This window comes from Aquincola agrisoli (assembly GCF_036621135.1).
GTDB lineage: Bacteria > Pseudomonadota > Gammaproteobacteria > Burkholderiales > Burkholderiaceae_C > Aquincola > Aquincola agrisoli.
In genome coordinates this window covers 221,323-239,914 of sequence record NZ_JAZIBG010000020.1, presented here as the reverse complement: position 1 = coordinate 239,914, position 18,592 = coordinate 221,323, and the positions used below count along the sequence as shown (strand labels likewise).

Below are 18,592 nucleotides of genomic sequence, written 5' to 3'. Positions count from 1 at the left end.
CCTCCCTAGACTGCAACGGCCCTGACGGCGCAAGATGCCGGACCACCCCGGCACGCGCCGTGCTTGGCACGACACTCAAACGAAACCAGGAGCCCGCCCATGCCCGACTTCCGTGCCGCCTCGTCCCCCCTGCGTGCAGCCGGTGCCCTGCTCGCGCTGGCCGCCGCCGCCGCCACCGCGCAGGCGCAGACCAAGTGGGACCTGCCGGCCGCCTACCCGGCCAGCAACTTCCACACCGAGAACCTCACGCAGTTCGCGGCCGACGTCGACAAGGCGACCGGCGGCAAGCTCAAGATCGCCGTGCATGCCAATGCGTCGCTCTTCAAGGCCAACGAGATCAAACGCGCCGTGCAGGGCGGGCAGGCGCCGATCGGCGAGGTGCTGCTCGCCAATTTCGAGAACGAGAACCCGATCTACGGCGCCGACGGCATCCCGTTCCTGGCCACCAGCTACGCCGAGGCCAAGAAGCTCGCCGCCGCGCAGAAGCCGGTGCTGCAGAAGCTGCTGGCATCGCAGGGGATGATGCTGCTGTACACCGTGCCGTGGCCGCCGCAGGGCATCTACGTCAAGAAGGAGATCGCCTCGGTGGCCGACATGCGCGGCCTCAAGTGGCGCGCCTACAGCCCCGCGACCGCCAAGGTCGCCGAGCTGATCGGCGCGCAGCCGGTCACCATCCAGGCGGCCGAGCTGTCGCAGGCGCTCGCCACCGGCGTGGTCGAGAGCTACATGTCCTCGGGTTCCACCGGCTACGACAGCAAGACCTACGAGAGCATCAAGTACTGGTACGACACGCAGGCCTGGCTGCCGAAGAACGGCATCCTGGTCAACAAGAAGGCCTTCGATGCCCTCGACAAGCCCACGCAGGATGCGGTGCTCAAGGCCGCGGCCGACGCCGAGGAGCGCGGCTGGAAGATCAGCGAGGAGAAGAACGCCTGGTACAAGAAGGCGCTCGCCGACAAGGGCATGCGGATCATGACCCCGTCGCCCAAGCTCGTGGCCGACCTGAAGCAGGTGGGCGGCATCATGCTCGGCGACTGGCAGAAGAAGGCGGGCGCCGACGGCGACGCGGTGATCACGGCCTTCCGCAAGCCCTGACATGCGCCGCTTGCTCGACAGGATCTACCGCGCCGCGGGCGGCATCGCCGCCTGCTTCGTCGCGCTGATCGCGCTGCTGATGCTCGGCCAGAGCGTGCTGCGCGAATTCGGCGTGGGCACCGGCGCCGTGCCCGACGTGGTCGCGTGGTGCTGCGCCGCGGCGGGCTTCTTCGCGATGGCCCACGCGTTCAAGCACGGCGATTTCGTGCGCGTCACGCTGCTGCTGGAGAGCGTGCCGCCGCGGGTGCGCCAGGCGCTCGAGATCGCCTCGCTGCTGATCGGCACCGTGGCCGTGAGCTACCTGGCCTGGGCGGCGGTGGCGTTCACGCATGAAAGCTGGGAGTTCCAGGACATGTCGACCGGCCTGCTGGCGATGCCGCTGTGGATCCCGCAGCTGGGCTTCGCCGCGGGCGCAGTGCTGCTGTGGGTGGCAGTGGTGGACGAACTCGTCATCGTGCTCAGCGGCGGCCGGCCGAGCTTCGTTGTGGCAGTGGAACAACGACACGCGCAAGGCGACTTTTCTTCAGACATCTGAGTCCCCGGCGCCTGCAGCGGACCTGCAGGCGCACGGGGAGCTCGAGCGGAGCCTTGCATGGACATTTTGACGATCGGCGCCATCCTGCTGGTGCTGATGCTGGTGCTGCTGGCCGGCGGCGTGTGGATCGCGATGACGCTGGCCATCGTCGGCTGGGTCGGGCAGGCCTTCTTCACCACCACCCAGCCGGCCAAGAACCTCTTCTCGGCCTTCTGGGAATCCAACGCCTCGTGGGAGCTGGCCGCGCTGCCCCTCTTCATCTGGATGGGCGAGATACTGTTCCGCACGCGGCTGTCGGAGGAGATGTTCGAAGGCCTGCGCCCCTGGCTCAACCGCGTGCCGGGCCGGCTGATGCACACCACCATCCTCGGCTGCGGCATCTTCGGCTCGGTGTCGGGCTCGTCGGCGGCCACCTGCGCCACCATCGCCAAGGTGGCGCTGCCCGAGCTGAAGAAGCGCGGCTACTCCGAGCGGCTCGCGCTGGGCTCGCTGGCGACCGCCGGCACGCTGGGCATCCTGATCCCGCCGTCGATCACGATGGTGGTCTACGCGGTGGCGGCGGATGCGTCGATCATCCGCGTCTTCCTGGCCGGCTTCCTGCCGAGCCTGGTGCTGATGGCCTTGTTCTCCGGCTACATCGCGTGGTGGAGCTGGCGCCACCCGTCGCAGGTGCCGCCCGCCGATCCGCCCTGCTCGTTCATGGAGAAGATCCGGCGCTCCGGCCAGCTCATCCCCTGCGCGCTGCTGATCTTCTTCATCTGCTGGGTGCTGATCGCGGGCTGGGCCACCGCCACCGAATGCGCGGCCTACGGCGTCGCGGGCTCGCTCGCGCTCGCGGCCTGGGGCCGCAGCCTGACCTGGCGCAACTTCGTCGACGGGCTGATGAGCGCCACCCGCACCAGCTGCATGATCATGTTCATCCTGGCGGGCGCCTCCTTCCTCACCAAGACGATGGCCTTCACCGGCATCCCGCGCGAGCTGGCCGAATGGGTCGACAGCCTGCAGCTCAGCCCCTACGCGCTGATCTCGGTGCTGGTGGTGGTCTACCTCGTGCTGGGGACGGCGCTCGACGGCATCTCGATGATCGTGCTGACCTCCGCGGTGGTGCTGCCGATGATCCAGAAGGCCGGCTTCGACCTGGTGTGGTTCGGCATCTTCGTGGTGCTGTTGGTCGAGATCGCCGAGGTCACGCCGCCGGTGGGCTTCAACCTGTTCGTGCTGCAGAACATGACCGGCAAGGACAGCAACACCATCGCACGCGCCGCCATCCCGTTCTTCTGCTGCCTGGTGGTGTGCATCGGCGTGATCACGGCCTTCCCGCAGGTCGTCACCTGGCTGCCCGACGCGGTGATGGGCGCCGACCCGGTCGTCAAATAGGCCGCCGCGGCCCTTCATTTCGGGCCATTGCCGGCGCGCCGGCTGACTAGCATCCGTCCTGCGCGCCGGTGAGTCGACCCTGGCGTTTCCCGATGCCAGAAGGACACACGATGTCTGACCTTTCCATGCCGCCGCTCGAGTTCTCCATGCAGGACACGGTGCCCGCCGCGCTCGATCCCGACCGCGCCCCCGCCTACGAACCCTTCAAGTGGCCGACGCCACCCTTCGCCAGCTACCCGGAGCCCGTGCGCCAGAGCCGCCCCGAGGACTGCGACATCGAGGGCCTGAGCGGCAAGGGCCGGCCCGCCAAGCTGATGTCGCTGACGCCCGAGGCGGGCATCGCGCACGTCAAGGTGCTGCCCGCGCGCGCGGCCATCCCGCTGCGCTTCGACCAGTTCAGGCGCATCACGCTGAAGGCGCCGCTGGCGCCCTTCGTCGCCTCGCAGTACGAGCCGCACGCGGCCATCGTCGACCACCGGCCGGCGGTGCCGTTCCGGCTCGTCTACAACGACGACACCGCCTGCGACGGCGAGACCATCGGCCATGTGGAGGCGCCCTACGGCGTCTTCCTGTTCGAGCCGGCCGACGACCGCGGCAGCGTGCGCCGCAGCTTCGTGCCGCGGGAAGCCTATCGGCACATCGAGTTCGGGCCGCGCATCGGCGAGATCCTGGTCGAGCAGAACGCCGCCACGCCGCAGGCGATCGAGCAGGCGGTCGAGGAGCAGACCCGCCTGCGCGCGCAGAAGCTGGGCGACATCCTGGTCACGCGCCAGATCGTCACCCCTGACCAGCTGCTCGAGGCGATCGACCAGCAGGCCAAGATGCCGATGGTGCGCATCGGCGAGGCGCTGACCGCGCTCGGCCTGATCACCGACCTGCAGCTCGAGGAAGCGCTCGAGCAGCAGAAGCACGACCGCTCGGTGCCGCTGGGCGAGCTGCTCGTGCGCAAGGGCCTGGTCTCGCGCCAGGACCTGCAGACCGCGCTGGCACGCAAGATGGGCTATCCGGTGGTCGACCTCGCGCACTTCCCGGTCGAGTCCGAGGCGGTGCGCAAGCTGCCCTTCCCGGTGGCCGACCGCCTCAACACGCTGCCGCTGCTGCTGCGCGGCGCGCGGCTGATCGTCGCGCTGGAAGATCCGTCGCGCCGCGCGATGCTGGAAGAGCTGGAGTTCGTGACCCAGCTGAAGATCGTGCCCACGCTGGCCACGGCCAGCCAGATCGCCCGTGCGCTGCCGTTGGTGTACGAACGGTTCGGCATGGCGTCCGCGGGCGCACGCGGCATGGACGATCCCGGCGCCGCGATCGAGTTCGACGCGCAGGACGCGAGCAAGCTGGTCGAGTCGCTGGAGCAGCAGCACTCGAACGCCGTCAACGAGGCGGACGACGAGCAGCCGCTGGAGCAGTCCGACAACTCGCTGGTGCGGCTGATCAACACGATGATCATCGACGCGCACGGCCAGGGCGTCTCCGACATCCACATCGAGACCTACCCGGGCCGCGAGAAGCTGAAGATCCGCTTCCGCAAGGACGGCGTGCTGCGCCCCTACCTGGAGCTGCCGCACACCTACCGCGCGGCGCTGATCGCGCGGATCAAGATCATGTGCGACCTCGACATCTCCGAGCGCCGCAAGCCGCAGGACGGCAAGATCAACTTCGCCAAGTTCTCGCCCCAGCACCGCCTGGAGCTGCGGGTGGCGACCATCCCCACCAACAACAGCCTCGAGGACGTGGTGATGCGGCTGCTGGCCTCGGCCAAGCCGCTGCCTCTGGAGAAGCTCGGGGTCTCGGAGCGCAACTACAAGCGGCTGATCGAGGCGGTGGAGCGCCCCTACGGCATGGTGCTGTGCGTGGGCCCCACCGGCAGCGGCAAGACGACGACGCTGCACTCGGCGCTGGCCAAGATCAACACGCCCGAGCGCAAGATCTGGACGGCGGAAGACCCGGTCGAGATCACCCAGGCCGGGCTGCGGCAGGTGCAGGTCAATGCCAAGATCGACTGGACCTTCGCGAAGGCGCTGCGCGCCTTCCTGCGGGCCGATCCGGACGTGATCATGGTCGGCGAGATCCGCGACGGCGAGACCGCGCAGATGGCGGTGGAAGCCTCGCTCACGGGCCACCTGGTGTTCTCGACCCTGCACACCAACAGTGCCCCCGAGACGGTGACCCGCCTGCTCGACATGGGCATGGACCCGTTCAACTTCGCCGATGCACTGCTGGCCGTGCTCGCGCAGCGGCTGGTGCGCCGCATCTGCGCGCACTGCCGGGTCGCCCAGCCCGCCACCGATGCGCAGGTGCAGGAGCTGCTGCACGACTACCAGCACGTGTTCCCGCCCAACGACCCGCGCTTCGACCAGGAGATGTCGGACGAGACGCTGCTGGCCGGCTGGACCGCCCGCTTCGGCAGCGGCGGCCGGCTGATGCACTACCACGCGCCGGGTTGCAAGCACTGCGACGACAGCGGCTTCAAGGGCCGCGTGGGCCTGCACGAGCTGCTGAGCATGTCGCGCGACCTGCGCCGCCTGGTGCAGACCGGCGCGCGCGTCGAGGAGATCCTCAACACCGCGCTGGCCGAGGGCATGCGCACGCTGCGGCAGGACGGCATCGAGAAGGTGCTGCAGGGGCTGACGACGATCGAGGAAGTGCGGGCGACGAGCAACGTCTAGCGCCCGCCGCGGCGCCCCGGGGTCTACAGCCCCACGCTGCGGAAACCGGTGAAGCCTTCGTCGCGCTCCGCCGCGGCGAAGCGCCGCGCCTTCGGGTGCGCCAGGCGGATGGGCTCCAGCGCGGCCACCCCGCGCATCACCCGCAGGCGGCTGTCGACGGCGGCCGCCTCGCCGCCCGGCCAGGCACGGGCATGCCCGGCCACCCACTCGCGGACGCCGCCCCACACGAAGCCGCGGCCGCGGCCGTGCACCGCCGCCAGCTCCCACTCCACCTCCGTGGGCAGCCGCCGGCCGGCCCACCGGCACCAGGCATCCGCTTCGTACCAGCTGACGTGCACCACCGGTTGCGCCGCGGGCGCCCGCTGCAGCTGGCCGAAGCGGCGCAGCAGGACGCCGTGCAGGAACTGCTCGACGTCGCGCGGGCAGCGCCGGCCTTCGCGCTGCACCCAGGCCCAGCCGTCGGGGTGCCAGCACGCGGCCTCGTCGTAGCCGCCGTCCTCGACGAACTCGGCGAACTGCGACCAGCTCACGGGCCGGCTGTCGATCTCGAACTCGGGCACCGCTTCCTCGTGCCCCCATCGCTCGGGCAGCGGCACATAGCCGCCGGGCTGGCTGCCCAGCACGAAGCGCTGTGCCGGGAACCACAGCGGGTCGGCCGGGGGAAGCACCGGCGCCGGCGCCGCCAGCGGGGCCGCGGCCTCCACGCCCAGCGCCTGCGCCAGCGCGGCGAAGCGCTCGACCAGCGCATCCTCGTACAGCAGCACATCGCGGAACCAGTGCAGCTCGTCGTCGCCCTCGCCGGCCAGCAGCTCGGCCGTGACCTCCAGCGTGTCGGCCAGGTAGCTGCGCGTGGCTTCGGGGCCCGGCAGCGCCGTGCGCCAGCGCGCCGCGCCGCCGATCGCGGCCGGGTTCCACCAGCCGTCGGCGCCGGGGTCGATGGAGGCCAGCGGGGCGCGCCCTGTGTCCGCCGCGGGGCCGCGGGCCCGCTGCAGGTTGCGGCCGATCCAGCGCTCCTGGTACCAGCCTGCATGGCCCGCCAGCCACAGCGCGGGCGCCAAGACGGCGGCGTCGCCCGCCGCGGGCCGGCGGCCGGCGGGCACGCCGTCGAACGCCGCCAGCCAGCGCAGGGTGCGGTTGCGGGCGTCGATCAGCGCCAGCGACAGCACGTCGGCATCGGCCACGCGCATGCGCCGCGGGTCGTCGAGCAGGGCGTCGACGGCGCTCATCGCCATCGCGAGGGAATGGGTGGGCGGGCAGCGGCAGGCATGCGCAGGATTATCCTGATCCGCCCTGTCGCCGCAGCGACAAGGCCGGCTTTGGCAGCCATGCTAAAAGCGTTCCACTCCCAGGAGACAACGACGATGGACCTCCATTTCACGCCCGAAGAGCAGGCCTTCCGACAGCGCATCCGGCAGTGGGTGGCTGAGCACCTGCCGAAGGACATCAGCCACAAGGTGCACAACGCGCTGCGGCTGACGAAGGACGATTTCCAGCGCTGGGCGCGCATCCTCGGCAAGGAAGGCTGGCACGGCTGGGCCTGGCCCAAGGAGTTCGGCGGGCCCGGCTGGAACGCCATCGAGCGCCACCTGTTCGAGGAAGAAACCGCGCTCGCCGGCGCGCCGCGCGTGGTGCCGTTCGGCCCGGTGATGGTGGCGCCGGTCATCATGGCCTTCGGCTCGCCCGAGCAGCAGCGCAGGCACCTGCCCGGCATCATGAGCGGCGACGTGTGGTGGAGCCAGGGCTACAGCGAGCCAGGCTCGGGTTCGGACCTCGCCTCCGTGAAGACACGCGCCGAAAGGCAGGGCGACAAGTACATCGTCAACGGCCAGAAGACCTGGACCACGCTCGGCCAGCACGGCGACTGGATCTTCTGCCTGGTGCGCACCAGCACCGAGGGCAAGCCGCAGACCGGCATCAGCTTCCTGCTGATCGACATGAAGAGCCCGGGCATCACCGTGCGGCCCATCATCACGATGGACGGCGAGCACGAGGTCAACGAGGTGTTCTTCGACAACGTCGAGGTGCCGGCCGAGAACCTGGTGGGCGAGGAGAACAAGGGCTGGACGTACGCCAAGTACCTGCTGGCCCACGAGCGCACCAACATCGCCGACGTCAACCGCGCCAAGCGCGAACTGGAGCGGCTGAAGCGCATCGCAAAGGCCGAGGGCGTCTATGACGACACCCGCTTCCGCGACCAGATCGCGCTGCTGGAGGTGGACGTGGTGGCGCTCGAGATGATGGTGCTGCGCGTGCTGAGCGCCGAGCAGGGCGGCAAGAAGCAGCTCGACGTCGCCGGCCTGCTGAAGATCCGCGGCAGCGAGATCCAGCAGCGCTACACCGAGCTGATGATGCTGGCCGCGGGCCCCTACGCACGCCCCTACGTGCACGAGGCGATGGAAGCCGGCTGGCAGGGCGATTACGTCGGCGCGGCCCACCTGGCGCCGCTGGCCGGCACCTACTTCAACATGCGCAAGACGACGATCTACGGCGGCTCGAACGAGGTGCAGCGCAACATCGTCGCGCAGACGGTTCTGGGCTGAAGGGGGACGACATGAATTTCGATTTCACCGACGACCAGAACTCCCTGCGCGACGCCGTCCAGCGCTGGGTTGACAAGGGCTTCTCGTTCGAGCGGCGGCACGGCCTGGCCAAGGCGGGCGGCGCCACGCGCGCCGTGTACGCCGAGCTGGCCGAGCTGGGCCTGGCCGGCCTGGCGGTGCCCGAGGCGCACGGCGGCATGGGCTTCAGCGCCGTCGAGGCGATGGTGGTCATGGAAGAGCTGGGCCGCGGCCTGGTGAATGCGCCCTACGCCGAGGCGGCCCTGGTCGCGCCCGCGCTGCTGGCCGCCGCCCCCGAGGCGGTGCAAGCCGCATGGCTGCCGAAGATCGCCGACGGCACCGCGCTGGTGGTGCTCGCGCACCAGGAGCGCGCCGCGCGCTACCGGCTCGAAGCGGTCGAGGCCACGGCCACCGCCGCGCCGGATGGCGGCTTCACGGTCAGCGGCCACAAGAGCGTGGTGGCGGCCGGCGACGAGGCGGATGCCTTCATCGTCAGCGCGCGGCACGAGGGCCGCATCGGCCTGTTCCTGGTCGAGCAGGCCGCCGCCCAGGTGCGCGGCTACCCGACGCAGGACGGCGCACGCGCGGCCGAGGTGACGTTCGACGCCGCCCCGGCCACGCGGGTGGTGGCCGACGGCGCGGCCGCCCTCGCCTACGGCACCGACGTGGGCATCGCCGCCGTCTGCGCCGAGGGCGTCGGGCTGATGGACCGGCTGCTCGCGATCACCGTCGAGTACATGAACACGCGCAAGCAGTTCGGCGTCGCCATCGCCACCTTCCAGGCGCTGCGCCACCGCATCGCCGACGTGAAGATGCAGGTGGAGCTGGGCCGCTCGATGAGCTACTTCGCGACGCTGAAGCTCGGCGAGCCCGAGCCGCAGCGCCGCCGTGCGCTGTCGCAGGCCAAGGTGCAGCTCGGCCGGAGCATGCGCTTCGTCGGCCAGCAGTGCGTGCAGCTGCACGGCGGCATCGGCGTGACGGACGAGTACGCCGGCAGCCACTACTTCAAGCGGCTCACGATGCTGGAGATGGCCTACGGCGACACGCTGCATCACCTGGGCGAGGTTTCGGCGCGCATGCAGGACACGGCAGGTGTGTTCGCATAGCGCCAAGGGTTCATCTGGTGGTCATCCGCCTCGGCCATGCTGTAGAGCCAAACAACCATCGCCAGGAGAGAGCATGAACAAGAACTTCCGCCGCGCCGCGGGCATCGCCGGCATCGCGCTGGCTGCACTGTTCGCCGCCGTGCCGGCCGCCTACGCCGAACCGATCGTCATCGCCCACCGCGGCGCCAGCGGCTACCTGCCCGAGCACACGCTGGCCGCTTACGAGCTGGCGATCAGGATGGGCGCCGACTACATCGAGCCCGACCTGCAGCTCACGAAGGACAACCAGCTCGTCGCGATGCACGACGACACGCTGAACCGCACCACCAACGTCGCGTCGCTCTACCAGGCGCGCAACGGCGGCTACAAGGTCTCGGACTTCACGCTGGCCGAGATCAGGACGCTGACCGTCGTGCCCCCGGCCGGCGGCACCGCGCAGAACACCTATCCCGGCTTCACGCCGCTGAACGCCGAGCTGCGCGTGCCCACCTTCCAGGAAGTGATCAGCCTGGCCAAGCAGCAAAGCCAGGCCATCGGCCGCACCGTGGGGATCTACCCCGAGGCCAAGCAGGCCGACCCGGTGATGGAGGACGCGATCCTCTCGACGCTGGCCGCCAACGGCTACGGCAGCCAGAACGACCAGGTCTACATCCAGTCGTTCAGCGACACCACGCTGCGCAGCATCGACACCAAGCAGACCGCGCAGAACGCCGACATGCGCCTGGTGCTGCTGGGCGCGGCCCTCACCGGCGGCGACGGCATCGCGCGCGTGGGCGTGTTCGGCGCCAGCGGCGGCGTGACGATGCTGACGCTGGCCGACGTGGCCAGCTTCGCCGATGGCATCGGTATGGTCATCAATTACGCGGCCGCGCCGCTGAGCAAGGCCTTCATCGACCAGGCGCACGCCGCGGGCCTGGAGGTGCACGGCTGGACCTTCGGCCAGGCCGACCCGGTGCTGGCCGCCGCCGAGTACAAGAAGTACCTCGAGATGGGCATGGACGGCGTGTTCGCCAACTACCCCGACCTGGCCGTGGCCGGCGTGCAGGCCTTCACCAGCGCCGTGCCCGAGCCGCAGGCCTACCTGATGATGGCCCTCGGCCTGGCCGGCATCGGCCTGGCAGCGCGCCGCCGCGCCGGCCGCTGACGGCACCGCCAGGGCCGGCGCCGCGGCGGGCCGATACAGTGGGCGCATGCCCCACCCCGTCCCCGGCGCCGGCCTCGGCGATCACTCCGGCGGCCACCCCGGCTGCCTGAACGACGTGGCCGGCCTGCGTGCCGGCCACTTCACCGACCCGCGTGCGCCCACCGGCTGCAGCGTGGTGCTGTGCCCGGAGGGCGCGGTCGCCGGCGTCGACGTGCGCGGCGCCGCACCCGGCACGCGCGAAACCGACCTGCTGAAGACCGACAACCTCGTCGAGCGCGTGCACGCGGTGCTGCTCTCGGGCGGCAGCGCGTTCGGGCTCGACGCGGCGGGTGGCGTGATGCGCTGGCTCGCCGAGCATGGCCACGGCCTGCCCGTGGGCCCGGCGCGCGTGCCCATCGTGCCGGCGGCGGTGCTGTTCGACCTGTGGCTCGGCCACGGCATCCGGCCCGACGCGGCGGCAGGCCATGCGGCCTGCGTGGCGGCCGCGTCGGCCGACCCGGCTGCGCCGCTCGCCCAGGGCTGCGTCGGCGCGGGCGCCGGCGCCACGGTGGGCAAGCTGTTCGGCATCGGCCGCGCGATGAAGGGCGGCATCGGCACGGCATCCCTCACGGTCGGCGGCGTCACCGTCGGCGCCCTGGTCGCGGTGAACGCGATCGGCGACGTGGTCGACCCCTCCACCGGCCAGCCGCTGGCCGGCGCGCGCACCGAGGACGGCCGGCGGCTGCAGCACACGGTGCGCAGCATCGTCGAGGGGCAGGTGCCGGTGACACCGCCCGCGGGCACCGCCACGACGATCGGCGTCGTCGCCACCGATGCCGTGCTCACCAAGGCCCAGGCCAACCGGCTGGCCACCGTGGCGCACGACGGCCTGGCGCGCAGCATCCGCCCCGTGCACACGATGAGCGACGGCGACACGCTGTTCGCCCTCGCCACCGGCCGCAGTGCCATCCCGGCGGCGATGAACGTGCTGGGCACGCTGGCGGCCGAGGTGGTGGCGCGCGCGGTGGTCAATGCGGTGCTGCACGCGGCCGGCCTGCCCGGCCTGCCCGCGATGCACGACCTCGTCCCGGCACACGCCCGGCCCGGGCGCTGAAGCCCGGCGTGCGGCGCTGCCGGCCGCTGGCTACACTGCCGCCCCTTGGCAGGGGGAGGCATCGTGCGGCTGGCTCAGGTGTTGTTTACGCAAGGTTTCGGCACGCGCCGTGTGTGCGCGGGGCTCATCGCAGGCGGGCTGGTGGCCCTCCACGGCCGCACGGCCGACGACCCGGACGAGGACGTCGCCACCGAGGGCCTGGTGTTCACCGTGCAGGGCCGCACATGGGAGTTCCACGAGAGCGCCCTGGTCCTGCTGAACAAGCCTGCCGGCTACGAGTGCTCGCAGAAGCCCAAGCACCACCCCAGCGTGCTGAGCCTGCTGCCGGCGCCGCTGCGCACCCGCGGGCTGCAGCCGGTGGGCCGGCTCGACGAGGACACCACCGGCGTGCTGCTGCTCACCGACGACGGCGCGCTGATCCACCGCCTCACCTCGCCCAAGCACCACGTGCCCAAGGTGTACGAGGTGACGGCCAAACACCCGGTCGATGCCCGGCAGGTCGAGCGCCTGCTGGCCGGCGTGGTGCTCGACGATGACCCGAAGCCCGTGCAGGCGGCCGCCTGCGTCGCCACCGGCGAGCACACGCTGCAGCTCACGCTCACCGAAGGCAAGTACCACCAGGTCAAGCGCATGCTGGCCGCGGTGGGCAACCGCTGCGAGGGCCTGCACCGCAGCGCGATCGGCGAGCTGACGCTGGCCGACGGCCCGCCCGCCGGACTGTGGCGCTGGGTGTCGGCCGCGGAACGTGCGGCCTTGCTGGCTCGATAATCCGCCACATGCGCGTCTTCCGCGGCTTCCACCACCCCGGCATCGCCCCCGCCTGTGCCCTGACCGTCGGCAACTTCGACGGCGTCCACCGCGGCCACCAGGCGATGCTCGCGCTGCTCAACAACGAGGCCCGGCACCGCGGCGTGCCCAGCTGCGTGCTGACCTTCGAGCCGCATCCGCGCGACTTCTTCGCCGAGCGCGCCGGCACGCCCGACAAGGCGCCCGCCCGCATCGCGACGCTGCGCGACAAGCTCTCCGAGCTGGAGCGCTGCGGCATCGAGCAGGCCGTCGTGCTGCGCTTCGACGAGCGCTTCGCCGCCCAGGCGCCCGAGGCGTTCGTGCGCGACGTGCTGGTCGACGGCCTGCACGCCCGCTACGTGCTGGTGGGCGACGACTTCCGCTTCGGCGCCCGGCGCGCGGGCGACTACACGATGCTCGACGCCGCCGGCGCGCAGCACGGCTTCGACGTCGCGCGCATGCAGAGCTACGAGGTGCACGGCCTGCGCGTCAGCAGTTCGGCGGTGCGCGTGGCACTCGCGGCCGGCGACATGGCCCGTGCCGCGGCGCTGCTCGGCCGGCCCTACAGCATCAGCGGCCACGTGGTGCACGGCCGCAAGCTCGGCCGCGAGCTCGGCTACCGCACGCTCAACCTGCGCTTTGGCCATCCGCGGCCCGCGGCCGGCGGGATCTTCGTCGTCCGGGTGCACGGCCTGCACCGCAGCCCGCTGCCCGGCGTGGCCAGCCTGGGCGTGCGCCCGACCATCGAGAACGAAGGCCGCGTGCTGCTGGAGACGTACTGCCTCGACTGGCCGCTGGCCCCCGACGAAGGCTACGGCCGCTGCGTGCGGGTCGAACTGCTGCACAAGCTGCACGACGAGCGGCACTACGGGTCGCTCGAGGCCCTGAAGGCCGGCATCGCCCGCGACGAGGCGGATGCACGGACCTGGTTCCGCCACGCGAGCTGACTCAATTGCATGCAATGACGTTCACATCGTGAACGTCGCGACGGGTTTTCCCTAGCGCCATACCGCGTGAAGCCCTGCACCATCTGTCGAAGTCTGACGGATTGCATGCAATGGCCTCCACTCCTTCCGCTCCCCGCCTCGCCTCCGTGACGCGCGTCGAAGCCGTCACCGCCCGCCTGCGCAATGCCATCCTGGCAGGTGCCTACCAGCCCGGCCAGCGGCTCACCGAACTGGCCCTGGCCGAGGAGATGCAGACCTCCCGCACTCCCGTCACAGCGGCGCTGAAGGCGCTGGTCGAGCAGGGCTTCGTCCTGTACGCCAGCAACCGCGGCTACTGGGTGCGCGAGTTCTCCCTCCAGGAGGTGCTCGAGGCCTACGAGATCCGCGGCAGCCTCGAGGGGCTGGCCTGCCGGCTCGCCGCGGAGCGCGGCCTGCCGCCGCCGTTGATCGCGCTGATGGAGCGCTGCATCGAGATCGGCGAGCGCACGACCGCCGGCGCCGCCCTCGCCGCCGAAGACCACGCCGTCTACCAGCAGATGAACGTCGAGTTCCACACCGCCATCCTCGACGGCTCGGGCAACCGGCAGCTCTGCGGCTACGTGCGCAAGGCCAACGAGATGCCGATCGCCTCCGACCGGATGGTGCTCTGGACGAGCCGCGACATCGTGCGCCGCTCGCACGACAGCCACGTGCGGGTGCTCGATGCGATCCGCCGCGGCCAGGGCACCCGCGCCGAGATGCTGATGCGCGAGCACATCCACGAGGCCGCGCAGGTGATCGAGCAGCACTGGCCCGAGATCCTCTCGCGCGCCCGCCACGGCACCGACACCCGCGACGCCGCCTGATCCTCGCTTCCCCCGGGCCCTGCACGGCGGCGCGCCCGGGCGGCGTTCGCCTGGCCGCGCGCCACCGATCCACCCTCCGATCCACCTCCAGCGCTTCTTTCCTCCATGCAGCAACTCCAGGATTTCGCGGGCCGCACGGCCCTGGTCACCGGCGGCGCCAGCGGCATCGGCCTGGCCTGCGCCGAGCTGTTGCGGGCCCGCGGCGCCACGGTGGTGGTGGCCGACCTCGATGCCGACGGCGCGCAGCGGGCCGCCCGTCGCCTCGGCGCGACCGGGCACGGCGTCGACGTCGCCGACCGGCAGGCCGTGGCCGCGCTGCGCGCCGCGCTCGAGGCCGACGGGCTGCGCATCGACCGGCTCGTCAACTGCGCGGGCATCGTGCAGGACCCGCTGCCGCCCGACGCGCTGCCGCACGACACCTGGCGCCGCGTGCTGGCGATCGACCTCGAAGGCACCTACGCCTGCTGCGCCGAGTTCGGCAGCGCGATGGCACGGCGCGGCGGCGGCGCGATCGTCAACATCGCCTCGGTGGCCGGCATGCGCTCAATGCCGCTGCATGCCTACTCGCCGGCCAAGGCGGCCGTCATCAGCCTGGGCGAAAGCCTGGCGGCCGAATGGGGCCGCAGCGGCGTGCGCGTGAACACCGTGTCGCCCGGCTACACCGTCACCGCGGCGCTGCAGGGCCAGATCGACAAGGGGCTGCGCGACCCGGAGAAGCTCAAGGCCAACAGCGCGCTGGGCGTGCTGATCCGGCCGGAGCACATCGCCGCGGCGATCGTCTTCCTGCTGTCCGACGACGCGCAGATGGTGACCGGCGTCAACCTGCCGGTGGACGCCGGCTGGCTCGTGGCCGGCTCCTGGAGCACCTTCGGCGGCGTGCGTGCCCCGCAGCCCGCGGCCTGACCGCCCGCGCCGCCACCCCATCCACCCACCGACCCACCCATCGACCCCGGAGACAAGGGCATGAACAAACGACGCTTCCTGACGACGCTGGCCGCCCTGGCCGCCACCGCCTCGCCGCTGCTGGCCGGCGCCGCCGACAACTACCCCGCGGGCCCGGTGCGCTGGGTCGTGCCCTACGCGGCGGGCGGCGGCACCGACGTCATCGCCCGCACGCTGGCCGCGCCCGTGGCGCTTGCGCTCGGCCAGACCATCGTCGTCGACAACAAGCCCGGTGCCAACACGATGCTGGGCGCGCAGGAGGTCTCACGCGCCAAGCCGGACGGCCTGACCGTCGGCTCCGCCGACAACGCCACGCTCGCGCTCAACCAGCACCTGTACGCCAAGCTGCCCTACAACCCCGAGCGCGACTTCGAGTTCGTCGGCGGCTTCGCGCGCTTCCCGTACGCGCTGCTGGTCCATCCCGACGTGCCGGCCCGCACACTGAAGGAGCTGCTCGAGCTGGCACGCAAGGAGCCGGGCAAGCTCAGCTACGGCACGCCGGGCACCGGCGGCCCGAACCACGTCGCGATGGAGCTGCTGCAGCAGCGCACCGGCACCCGCTTCACCCATGTGCCGTACCGCGGCGCGGCGCCCGGCCTGCAGGACCTGATGGGCGGGCAGATCCAGTTCATGCTGGTCGACACCGCGTCGTCGCAGGCCTACGTGAAGGCTGGCAAGCTGCGGGCGCTGGCGGTGTCGTACCCGAAGCGCCTGGCGGCCTTCCCCGACGTGCCGACCTTCGCCGAAGCCGGCGTGGCCGACTTCTCCGCCTTCTCGTGGCAAGGCCTGATCGCCCCGGCCGGCACGCCCAAGCCCCTGATCACCCGCCTGAACAAGGAGCTGGTGCAGGCCCTGTCCACCGAGGCGGTGCAGCGCAAGCTGGCCGATCTGGGCGTCGAGCCCGCGCCGTCGTCTCCGGAGGAGTTCGCCGCGCTGGTGCGGGAGCAGGCGGGCCTCTGGGGCAAGGTGATCCGCGACGCGCAGATCCGGCTGGAGCCATGATGGGTGCCGCGCCCCTCTTCGCTTTCGAGGCAGCGGTGGGCAGCGGCGGCGTGCAGGGCACGCAGTCGGTCCGCCGCGCGATCGAGCTGCTACAGCTCGTCGCGGCGCAGGGCGACGCCGGGGCGCGGCTGTCGCCGCTCGTCGAAGCCAGCGGGCTCGACCGCGGCACCGCCCACCGCCTGCTGAGCTGCCTGGTGGAGCAGCAGTTCGTCGACCGCGACGAGCAGCGTGTCTACCGCCTGGGCCCCGCCGCGCTGCTGCTCGCCTCACCCCTCACCCGGCCGGTGCCGCTGCTGCAGCGCTTCGGGCCCATGATGAAGCGGCTGGCCCGCCGGACCCGCGACACGGTCTTCCTGATGGTGCGCGAGGGCGATCACGTCCACTGCGTGCACCGCGAGGACGGCCCCGCCCCGCTGTGCCAGCTGACCACCGAGGTCGGGCAGCGGCGGCTGCTGGGCACCGGCACGGGCGGTGTCGCGATGCTCGGCTACCTGGGCCGCGACGAACTGCTCGCGCTGCACCAGCGCCACGCGGCGCAGTACGCCGCGATGGACCTCGATGCCAAGCGCCTCCTGAAGGAAGCCGAGCAGGCCCGCCGGAACGCGCACGCCTTCACGACGAGCAACCTGGAAGCCGGCGTCGGCGGCGTCGGGGTAGCCTTCCGGATCGCCCGGGTGGGCATCGGGGCGGTGAGCATCGCCTCGCTGGCGTCCACGCTCACGCCGCAGCGCCACGAGGCGCTGGCCACGCTGATCGGCGACGAGCTGCGCCAGCTCGAGGTCGAGACCGCCACTGGCGGCGAAGCGTGGTCATGCGCGCTCACCCCGGAGCAAGCAGTGCGGAAGGTCGTCCGGTGAACCCGCAGGACCTGCTGGCCAACGAGCTGCACGGCCTCACCGTGCCGGCGCTGCTGCGGCGGCGTGCCGCGCGGCAGCGCTTCCAGCTCGCGCTCTCGGCCCCCTCCTGGCGCGGCCACCGCGACCGGCTGAGTTATGCGCAGCTCGTGATCCGCATGGAGGCGATGGCGCGCTCGCTGCACGCCCGCGGCCTGCGGCACGGCGACCGCGTGGCGCTCCTCGTCGCGAACACCGCGGCGCGCGAGGGCGTGCTGACGGCGCTCGGCTGCTGGGCGCTGGGCGCGGCCGTGGCGCCGCTGAACGTGCGTGCGTCGGACGACGAACTCGCCCACGCGCTGGCCTTGGTCGAACCGAAGATGGTGGTGACCACCGCCGACGCGGCCGGCCGCGTGGCGCGCCTGTTCGCCGGCGCGCAGCGGCTGCTGCTGGACGCGCCGGCCGATGCACCCGAGCGCTGGCCCGATCCGGAAGCCACCTTCGACGCGCCGGTGGCCGGCGCCCCGGCGCCGCAGCCCGAGGACCTGAGCTGCCTGCTCTTCACCTCCGGCACCACGGCCCGGGCCAAGGCGGTGATGCACTGCCACCGCAGCCAGCTCTTCGCGGGCTTCGCGGTCGGCGGCGCACTCGGCCTGACCGACGGCGACACCTACCAGGGCGCCTGGCCCCTCTTCACCAGCTCGGTGCTGAACATGGCCTGCATGTCGGCCTGGGTGCATGGCGCCGGCGTGGTGCTCGAGGAACACACGCTGGACAACGCCGGCCGGCTGCGGCTGATCGAGACCGAGGGCACCAGCGTGTACCACGGCGTCACCGCGCCGCTGCACTTCCTGATCGACGAGTACCCGAAGGGCCGCTACGACCTGCGCGGCGTGCGCCGCCTCGGCTACGGCGGGGCGGTGATGCCGGCCGAGGTGATCGAGAAGTTCCGCACCCGCCTGCCCTGGGTCGACCAGGTCCACATCTGGGGCATGACCGAGACCGGCCCGGCCGGCACCGCCCTGCCGCCGTGGTACCTGCCGCGCAAGGCCGGCTGCATCGGGGCGCCAATGCCGGGCTGTGCGGTGCGCGTGGTCGACGACGGCGGTCGGCCGCTGCCGGCGGGCGAGGATGGCGAGATCGTGTTCTCCGGCCCCAGCATGGCGCTCGGCTACTTCCGCAACGACGAGGCCACCGCGCAGGCCTTCGCCGGCGGCTGGGTGCGCACCGGCGACATCGGGCGCTTCGACGACGAGGGGCACCTGCACTTCGTCGACCGCAAGAAGGACATCATCAACCGGGGCGGGCTGAAGATCGCCTCGGCCGCCGTCGAGGAGGTGCTGTACCGCTGCCCCGGGGTGGCCGAGGCCGCCGTGGTGGCCGTGCCGCACCCGGGCCTGGGCGAGGACATCGCCGCCTGCGTCGTGCCCCGGGCGGGCACCACGCTGGACGTGGGCGCGCTGCAGGCGGCCTGCGCCGCGCACCTCGCGGATTACCAGGTGCCGCGCCGCTGGCATGTGTTGGCCGCGCTGCCGAAGAACCCGATGGGCAAGGTGCTCAAGCGCGAGCTGCGCGACGAAGTGCTGCACCTGTCGCCCGCCCCGCTCCCCCCGAAGCGCACGTCGCCCTGACCGCGGCCGCACCCACTTCCCCCCACCCCAACAAC

16 protein-coding genes are annotated in these 18,592 nt (G+C 71.8%); 15 read left to right on the top strand and 1 reads right to left on the bottom strand.

What is annotated here, in order from left to right; translation table 11 throughout:
* Positions 1-99 precede the first annotated feature (99 nt).
* The 4 genes from V4F39_RS09050 (at position 100) to V4F39_RS09035 (ending at position 5,670) form a co-directional block, all read left to right on the top strand.
* A complete protein-coding gene (locus tag V4F39_RS09050) occupies positions 100-1,095 on the top strand; it encodes a TRAP transporter substrate-binding protein (RefSeq protein ID WP_332288995.1) in 996 nt (331 codons plus the stop codon).
* A gap of 1 nt (position 1,096) precedes the next feature.
* The gene (locus V4F39_RS09045) at positions 1,097-1,630 is read left to right on the top strand and encodes a TRAP transporter small permease (RefSeq protein WP_332288994.1); all 534 of its coding nucleotides are present in this window, start codon (positions 1,097-1,099) and stop codon (positions 1,628-1,630) included.
* A gap of 57 nt (positions 1,631-1,687) precedes the next feature.
* Entirely contained in the window at positions 1,688-3,007 is a 1,320-nt protein-coding gene (locus tag V4F39_RS09040) for a TRAP transporter large permease (protein ID WP_332288993.1), read from the top strand.
* A gap of 110 nt (positions 3,008-3,117) precedes the next feature.
* A complete protein-coding gene (locus V4F39_RS09035) occupies positions 3,118-5,670 on the top strand; it encodes a GspE/PulE family protein (RefSeq protein ID WP_332288992.1) in 2,553 nt (850 codons plus the stop codon).
* A gap of 23 nt (positions 5,671-5,693) precedes the next feature.
* On the opposite strand, the gene V4F39_RS09030 is transcribed toward V4F39_RS09035, so the two are convergent.
* Positions 5,694-6,896, bottom strand: a complete 1,203-nt coding sequence (locus tag V4F39_RS09030; protein WP_332288991.1) for an SUMF1/EgtB/PvdO family nonheme iron enzyme — start codon at positions 6,894-6,896, stop codon at positions 5,694-5,696.
* 135 nt (positions 6,897-7,031) lie between these two features.
* Between V4F39_RS09030 and V4F39_RS09025 the strand changes: the two genes are divergently transcribed.
* From V4F39_RS09025 to V4F39_RS08975, 11 genes are all read left to right on the top strand, one after another.
* Positions 7,032-8,210 (top strand): acyl-CoA dehydrogenase family protein, encoded by a 1,179-nt coding sequence (locus V4F39_RS09025; RefSeq protein WP_332288990.1) that lies wholly within the window; start codon positions 7,032-7,034, stop codon positions 8,208-8,210.
* An 11-nt stretch (positions 8,211-8,221) separates the two neighbouring features.
* Positions 8,222-9,334, top strand: a complete 1,113-nt coding sequence (locus tag V4F39_RS09020; protein WP_332288989.1) for an acyl-CoA dehydrogenase family protein — start codon at positions 8,222-8,224, stop codon at positions 9,332-9,334.
* Positions 9,335-9,407: 73 nt separating this feature from the next.
* Positions 9,408-10,478, top strand: a complete 1,071-nt coding sequence (locus tag V4F39_RS09015; RefSeq protein ID WP_332288988.1) for a glycerophosphodiester phosphodiesterase family protein — start codon at positions 9,408-9,410, stop codon at positions 10,476-10,478.
* 46 nt (positions 10,479-10,524) lie between these two features.
* The gene (locus tag V4F39_RS09010) at positions 10,525-11,571 is read left to right on the top strand and encodes a P1 family peptidase (protein ID WP_332288987.1); all 1,047 of its coding nucleotides are present in this window, start codon (positions 10,525-10,527) and stop codon (positions 11,569-11,571) included.
* Between the two features lie 63 nt (positions 11,572-11,634).
* Entirely contained in the window at positions 11,635-12,339 is a 705-nt protein-coding gene (locus tag V4F39_RS09005; RefSeq protein ID WP_332289113.1) for a pseudouridine synthase, read from the top strand.
* Positions 12,340-12,347: 8 nt separating this feature from the next.
* Positions 12,348-13,304 carry a bifunctional riboflavin kinase/FAD synthetase gene (locus V4F39_RS09000; RefSeq protein WP_332288986.1) on the top strand — a complete coding sequence of 319 codons (957 nt, stop codon included), beginning with the start codon at positions 12,348-12,350 and terminating at the stop codon, positions 13,302-13,304.
* 146 nt (positions 13,305-13,450) lie between these two features.
* Positions 13,451-14,149, top strand: coding sequence for a GntR family transcriptional regulator (locus V4F39_RS08995; RefSeq protein WP_332288985.1), 699 nt, complete (start codon positions 13,451-13,453; stop codon positions 14,147-14,149).
* A gap of 105 nt (positions 14,150-14,254) precedes the next feature.
* The gene (locus V4F39_RS08990; RefSeq protein WP_332288984.1) at positions 14,255-15,052 is read left to right on the top strand and encodes an SDR family NAD(P)-dependent oxidoreductase; all 798 of its coding nucleotides are present in this window, start codon (positions 14,255-14,257) and stop codon (positions 15,050-15,052) included.
* A gap of 60 nt (positions 15,053-15,112) precedes the next feature.
* Positions 15,113-16,093: a Bug family tripartite tricarboxylate transporter substrate binding protein gene (locus tag V4F39_RS08985; protein WP_332288983.1), complete on the top strand. Its 981-nt coding sequence runs from the start codon at positions 15,113-15,115 to the stop codon at positions 16,091-16,093.
* Positions 16,093-16,950, top strand: a complete 858-nt coding sequence (locus tag V4F39_RS08980; RefSeq protein WP_332288982.1) for an IclR family transcriptional regulator — start codon at positions 16,093-16,095, stop codon at positions 16,948-16,950. Before V4F39_RS08985 ends, V4F39_RS08980 begins: the two co-directional genes overlap by 1 nt.
* On the top strand, positions 16,947-18,557 hold the full coding sequence (locus V4F39_RS08975) for a class I adenylate-forming enzyme family protein (protein ID WP_332288981.1): 1,611 nt from the start codon (positions 16,947-16,949) through the stop codon (positions 18,555-18,557). Before V4F39_RS08980 ends, V4F39_RS08975 begins: the two co-directional genes overlap by 4 nt.
* The last annotated feature ends 35 nt before the right edge of the window (positions 18,558-18,592 follow it).

Excerpts from the sequence above, each read along its gene's own strand:
- V4F39_RS09050 (WP_332288995.1), top strand. The coding sequence starts at position 100 with ATGCCCGACTTCCGTGCCGCCTCGTCCCCCCTGCGTGCAGCCGGTGCC.
- V4F39_RS09045 (WP_332288994.1), top strand. The coding sequence starts at position 1,097 with ATGCGCCGCTTGCTCGACAGGATCTACCGCGCCGCGGGCGGCATCGCC.
- V4F39_RS09040 (WP_332288993.1), top strand. The coding sequence starts at position 1,688 with ATGGACATTTTGACGATCGGCGCCATCCTGCTGGTGCTGATGCTGGTG.
- V4F39_RS09035 (WP_332288992.1), top strand. The coding sequence starts at position 3,118 with ATGTCTGACCTTTCCATGCCGCCGCTCGAGTTCTCCATGCAGGACACG.
- V4F39_RS09030 (WP_332288991.1), bottom strand. The coding sequence starts at position 6,896 with ATGAGCGCCGTCGACGCCCTGCTCGACGACCCGCGGCGCATGCGCGTG.
- V4F39_RS09025 (WP_332288990.1), top strand. The coding sequence starts at position 7,032 with ATGGACCTCCATTTCACGCCCGAAGAGCAGGCCTTCCGACAGCGCATC.
- V4F39_RS09020 (WP_332288989.1), top strand. The coding sequence starts at position 8,222 with ATGAATTTCGATTTCACCGACGACCAGAACTCCCTGCGCGACGCCGTC.
- V4F39_RS09015 (WP_332288988.1), top strand. The coding sequence starts at position 9,408 with ATGAACAAGAACTTCCGCCGCGCCGCGGGCATCGCCGGCATCGCGCTG.
- V4F39_RS09010 (WP_332288987.1), top strand. The coding sequence starts at position 10,525 with ATGCCCCACCCCGTCCCCGGCGCCGGCCTCGGCGATCACTCCGGCGGC.
- V4F39_RS09000 (WP_332288986.1), top strand. The coding sequence starts at position 12,348 with ATGCGCGTCTTCCGCGGCTTCCACCACCCCGGCATCGCCCCCGCCTGT.
- V4F39_RS08990 (WP_332288984.1), top strand. The coding sequence starts at position 14,255 with ATGCAGCAACTCCAGGATTTCGCGGGCCGCACGGCCCTGGTCACCGGC.
- V4F39_RS08985 (WP_332288983.1), top strand. The coding sequence starts at position 15,113 with ATGAACAAACGACGCTTCCTGACGACGCTGGCCGCCCTGGCCGCCACC.
- V4F39_RS08980 (WP_332288982.1), top strand. The coding sequence starts at position 16,093 with ATGGGTGCCGCGCCCCTCTTCGCTTTCGAGGCAGCGGTGGGCAGCGGC.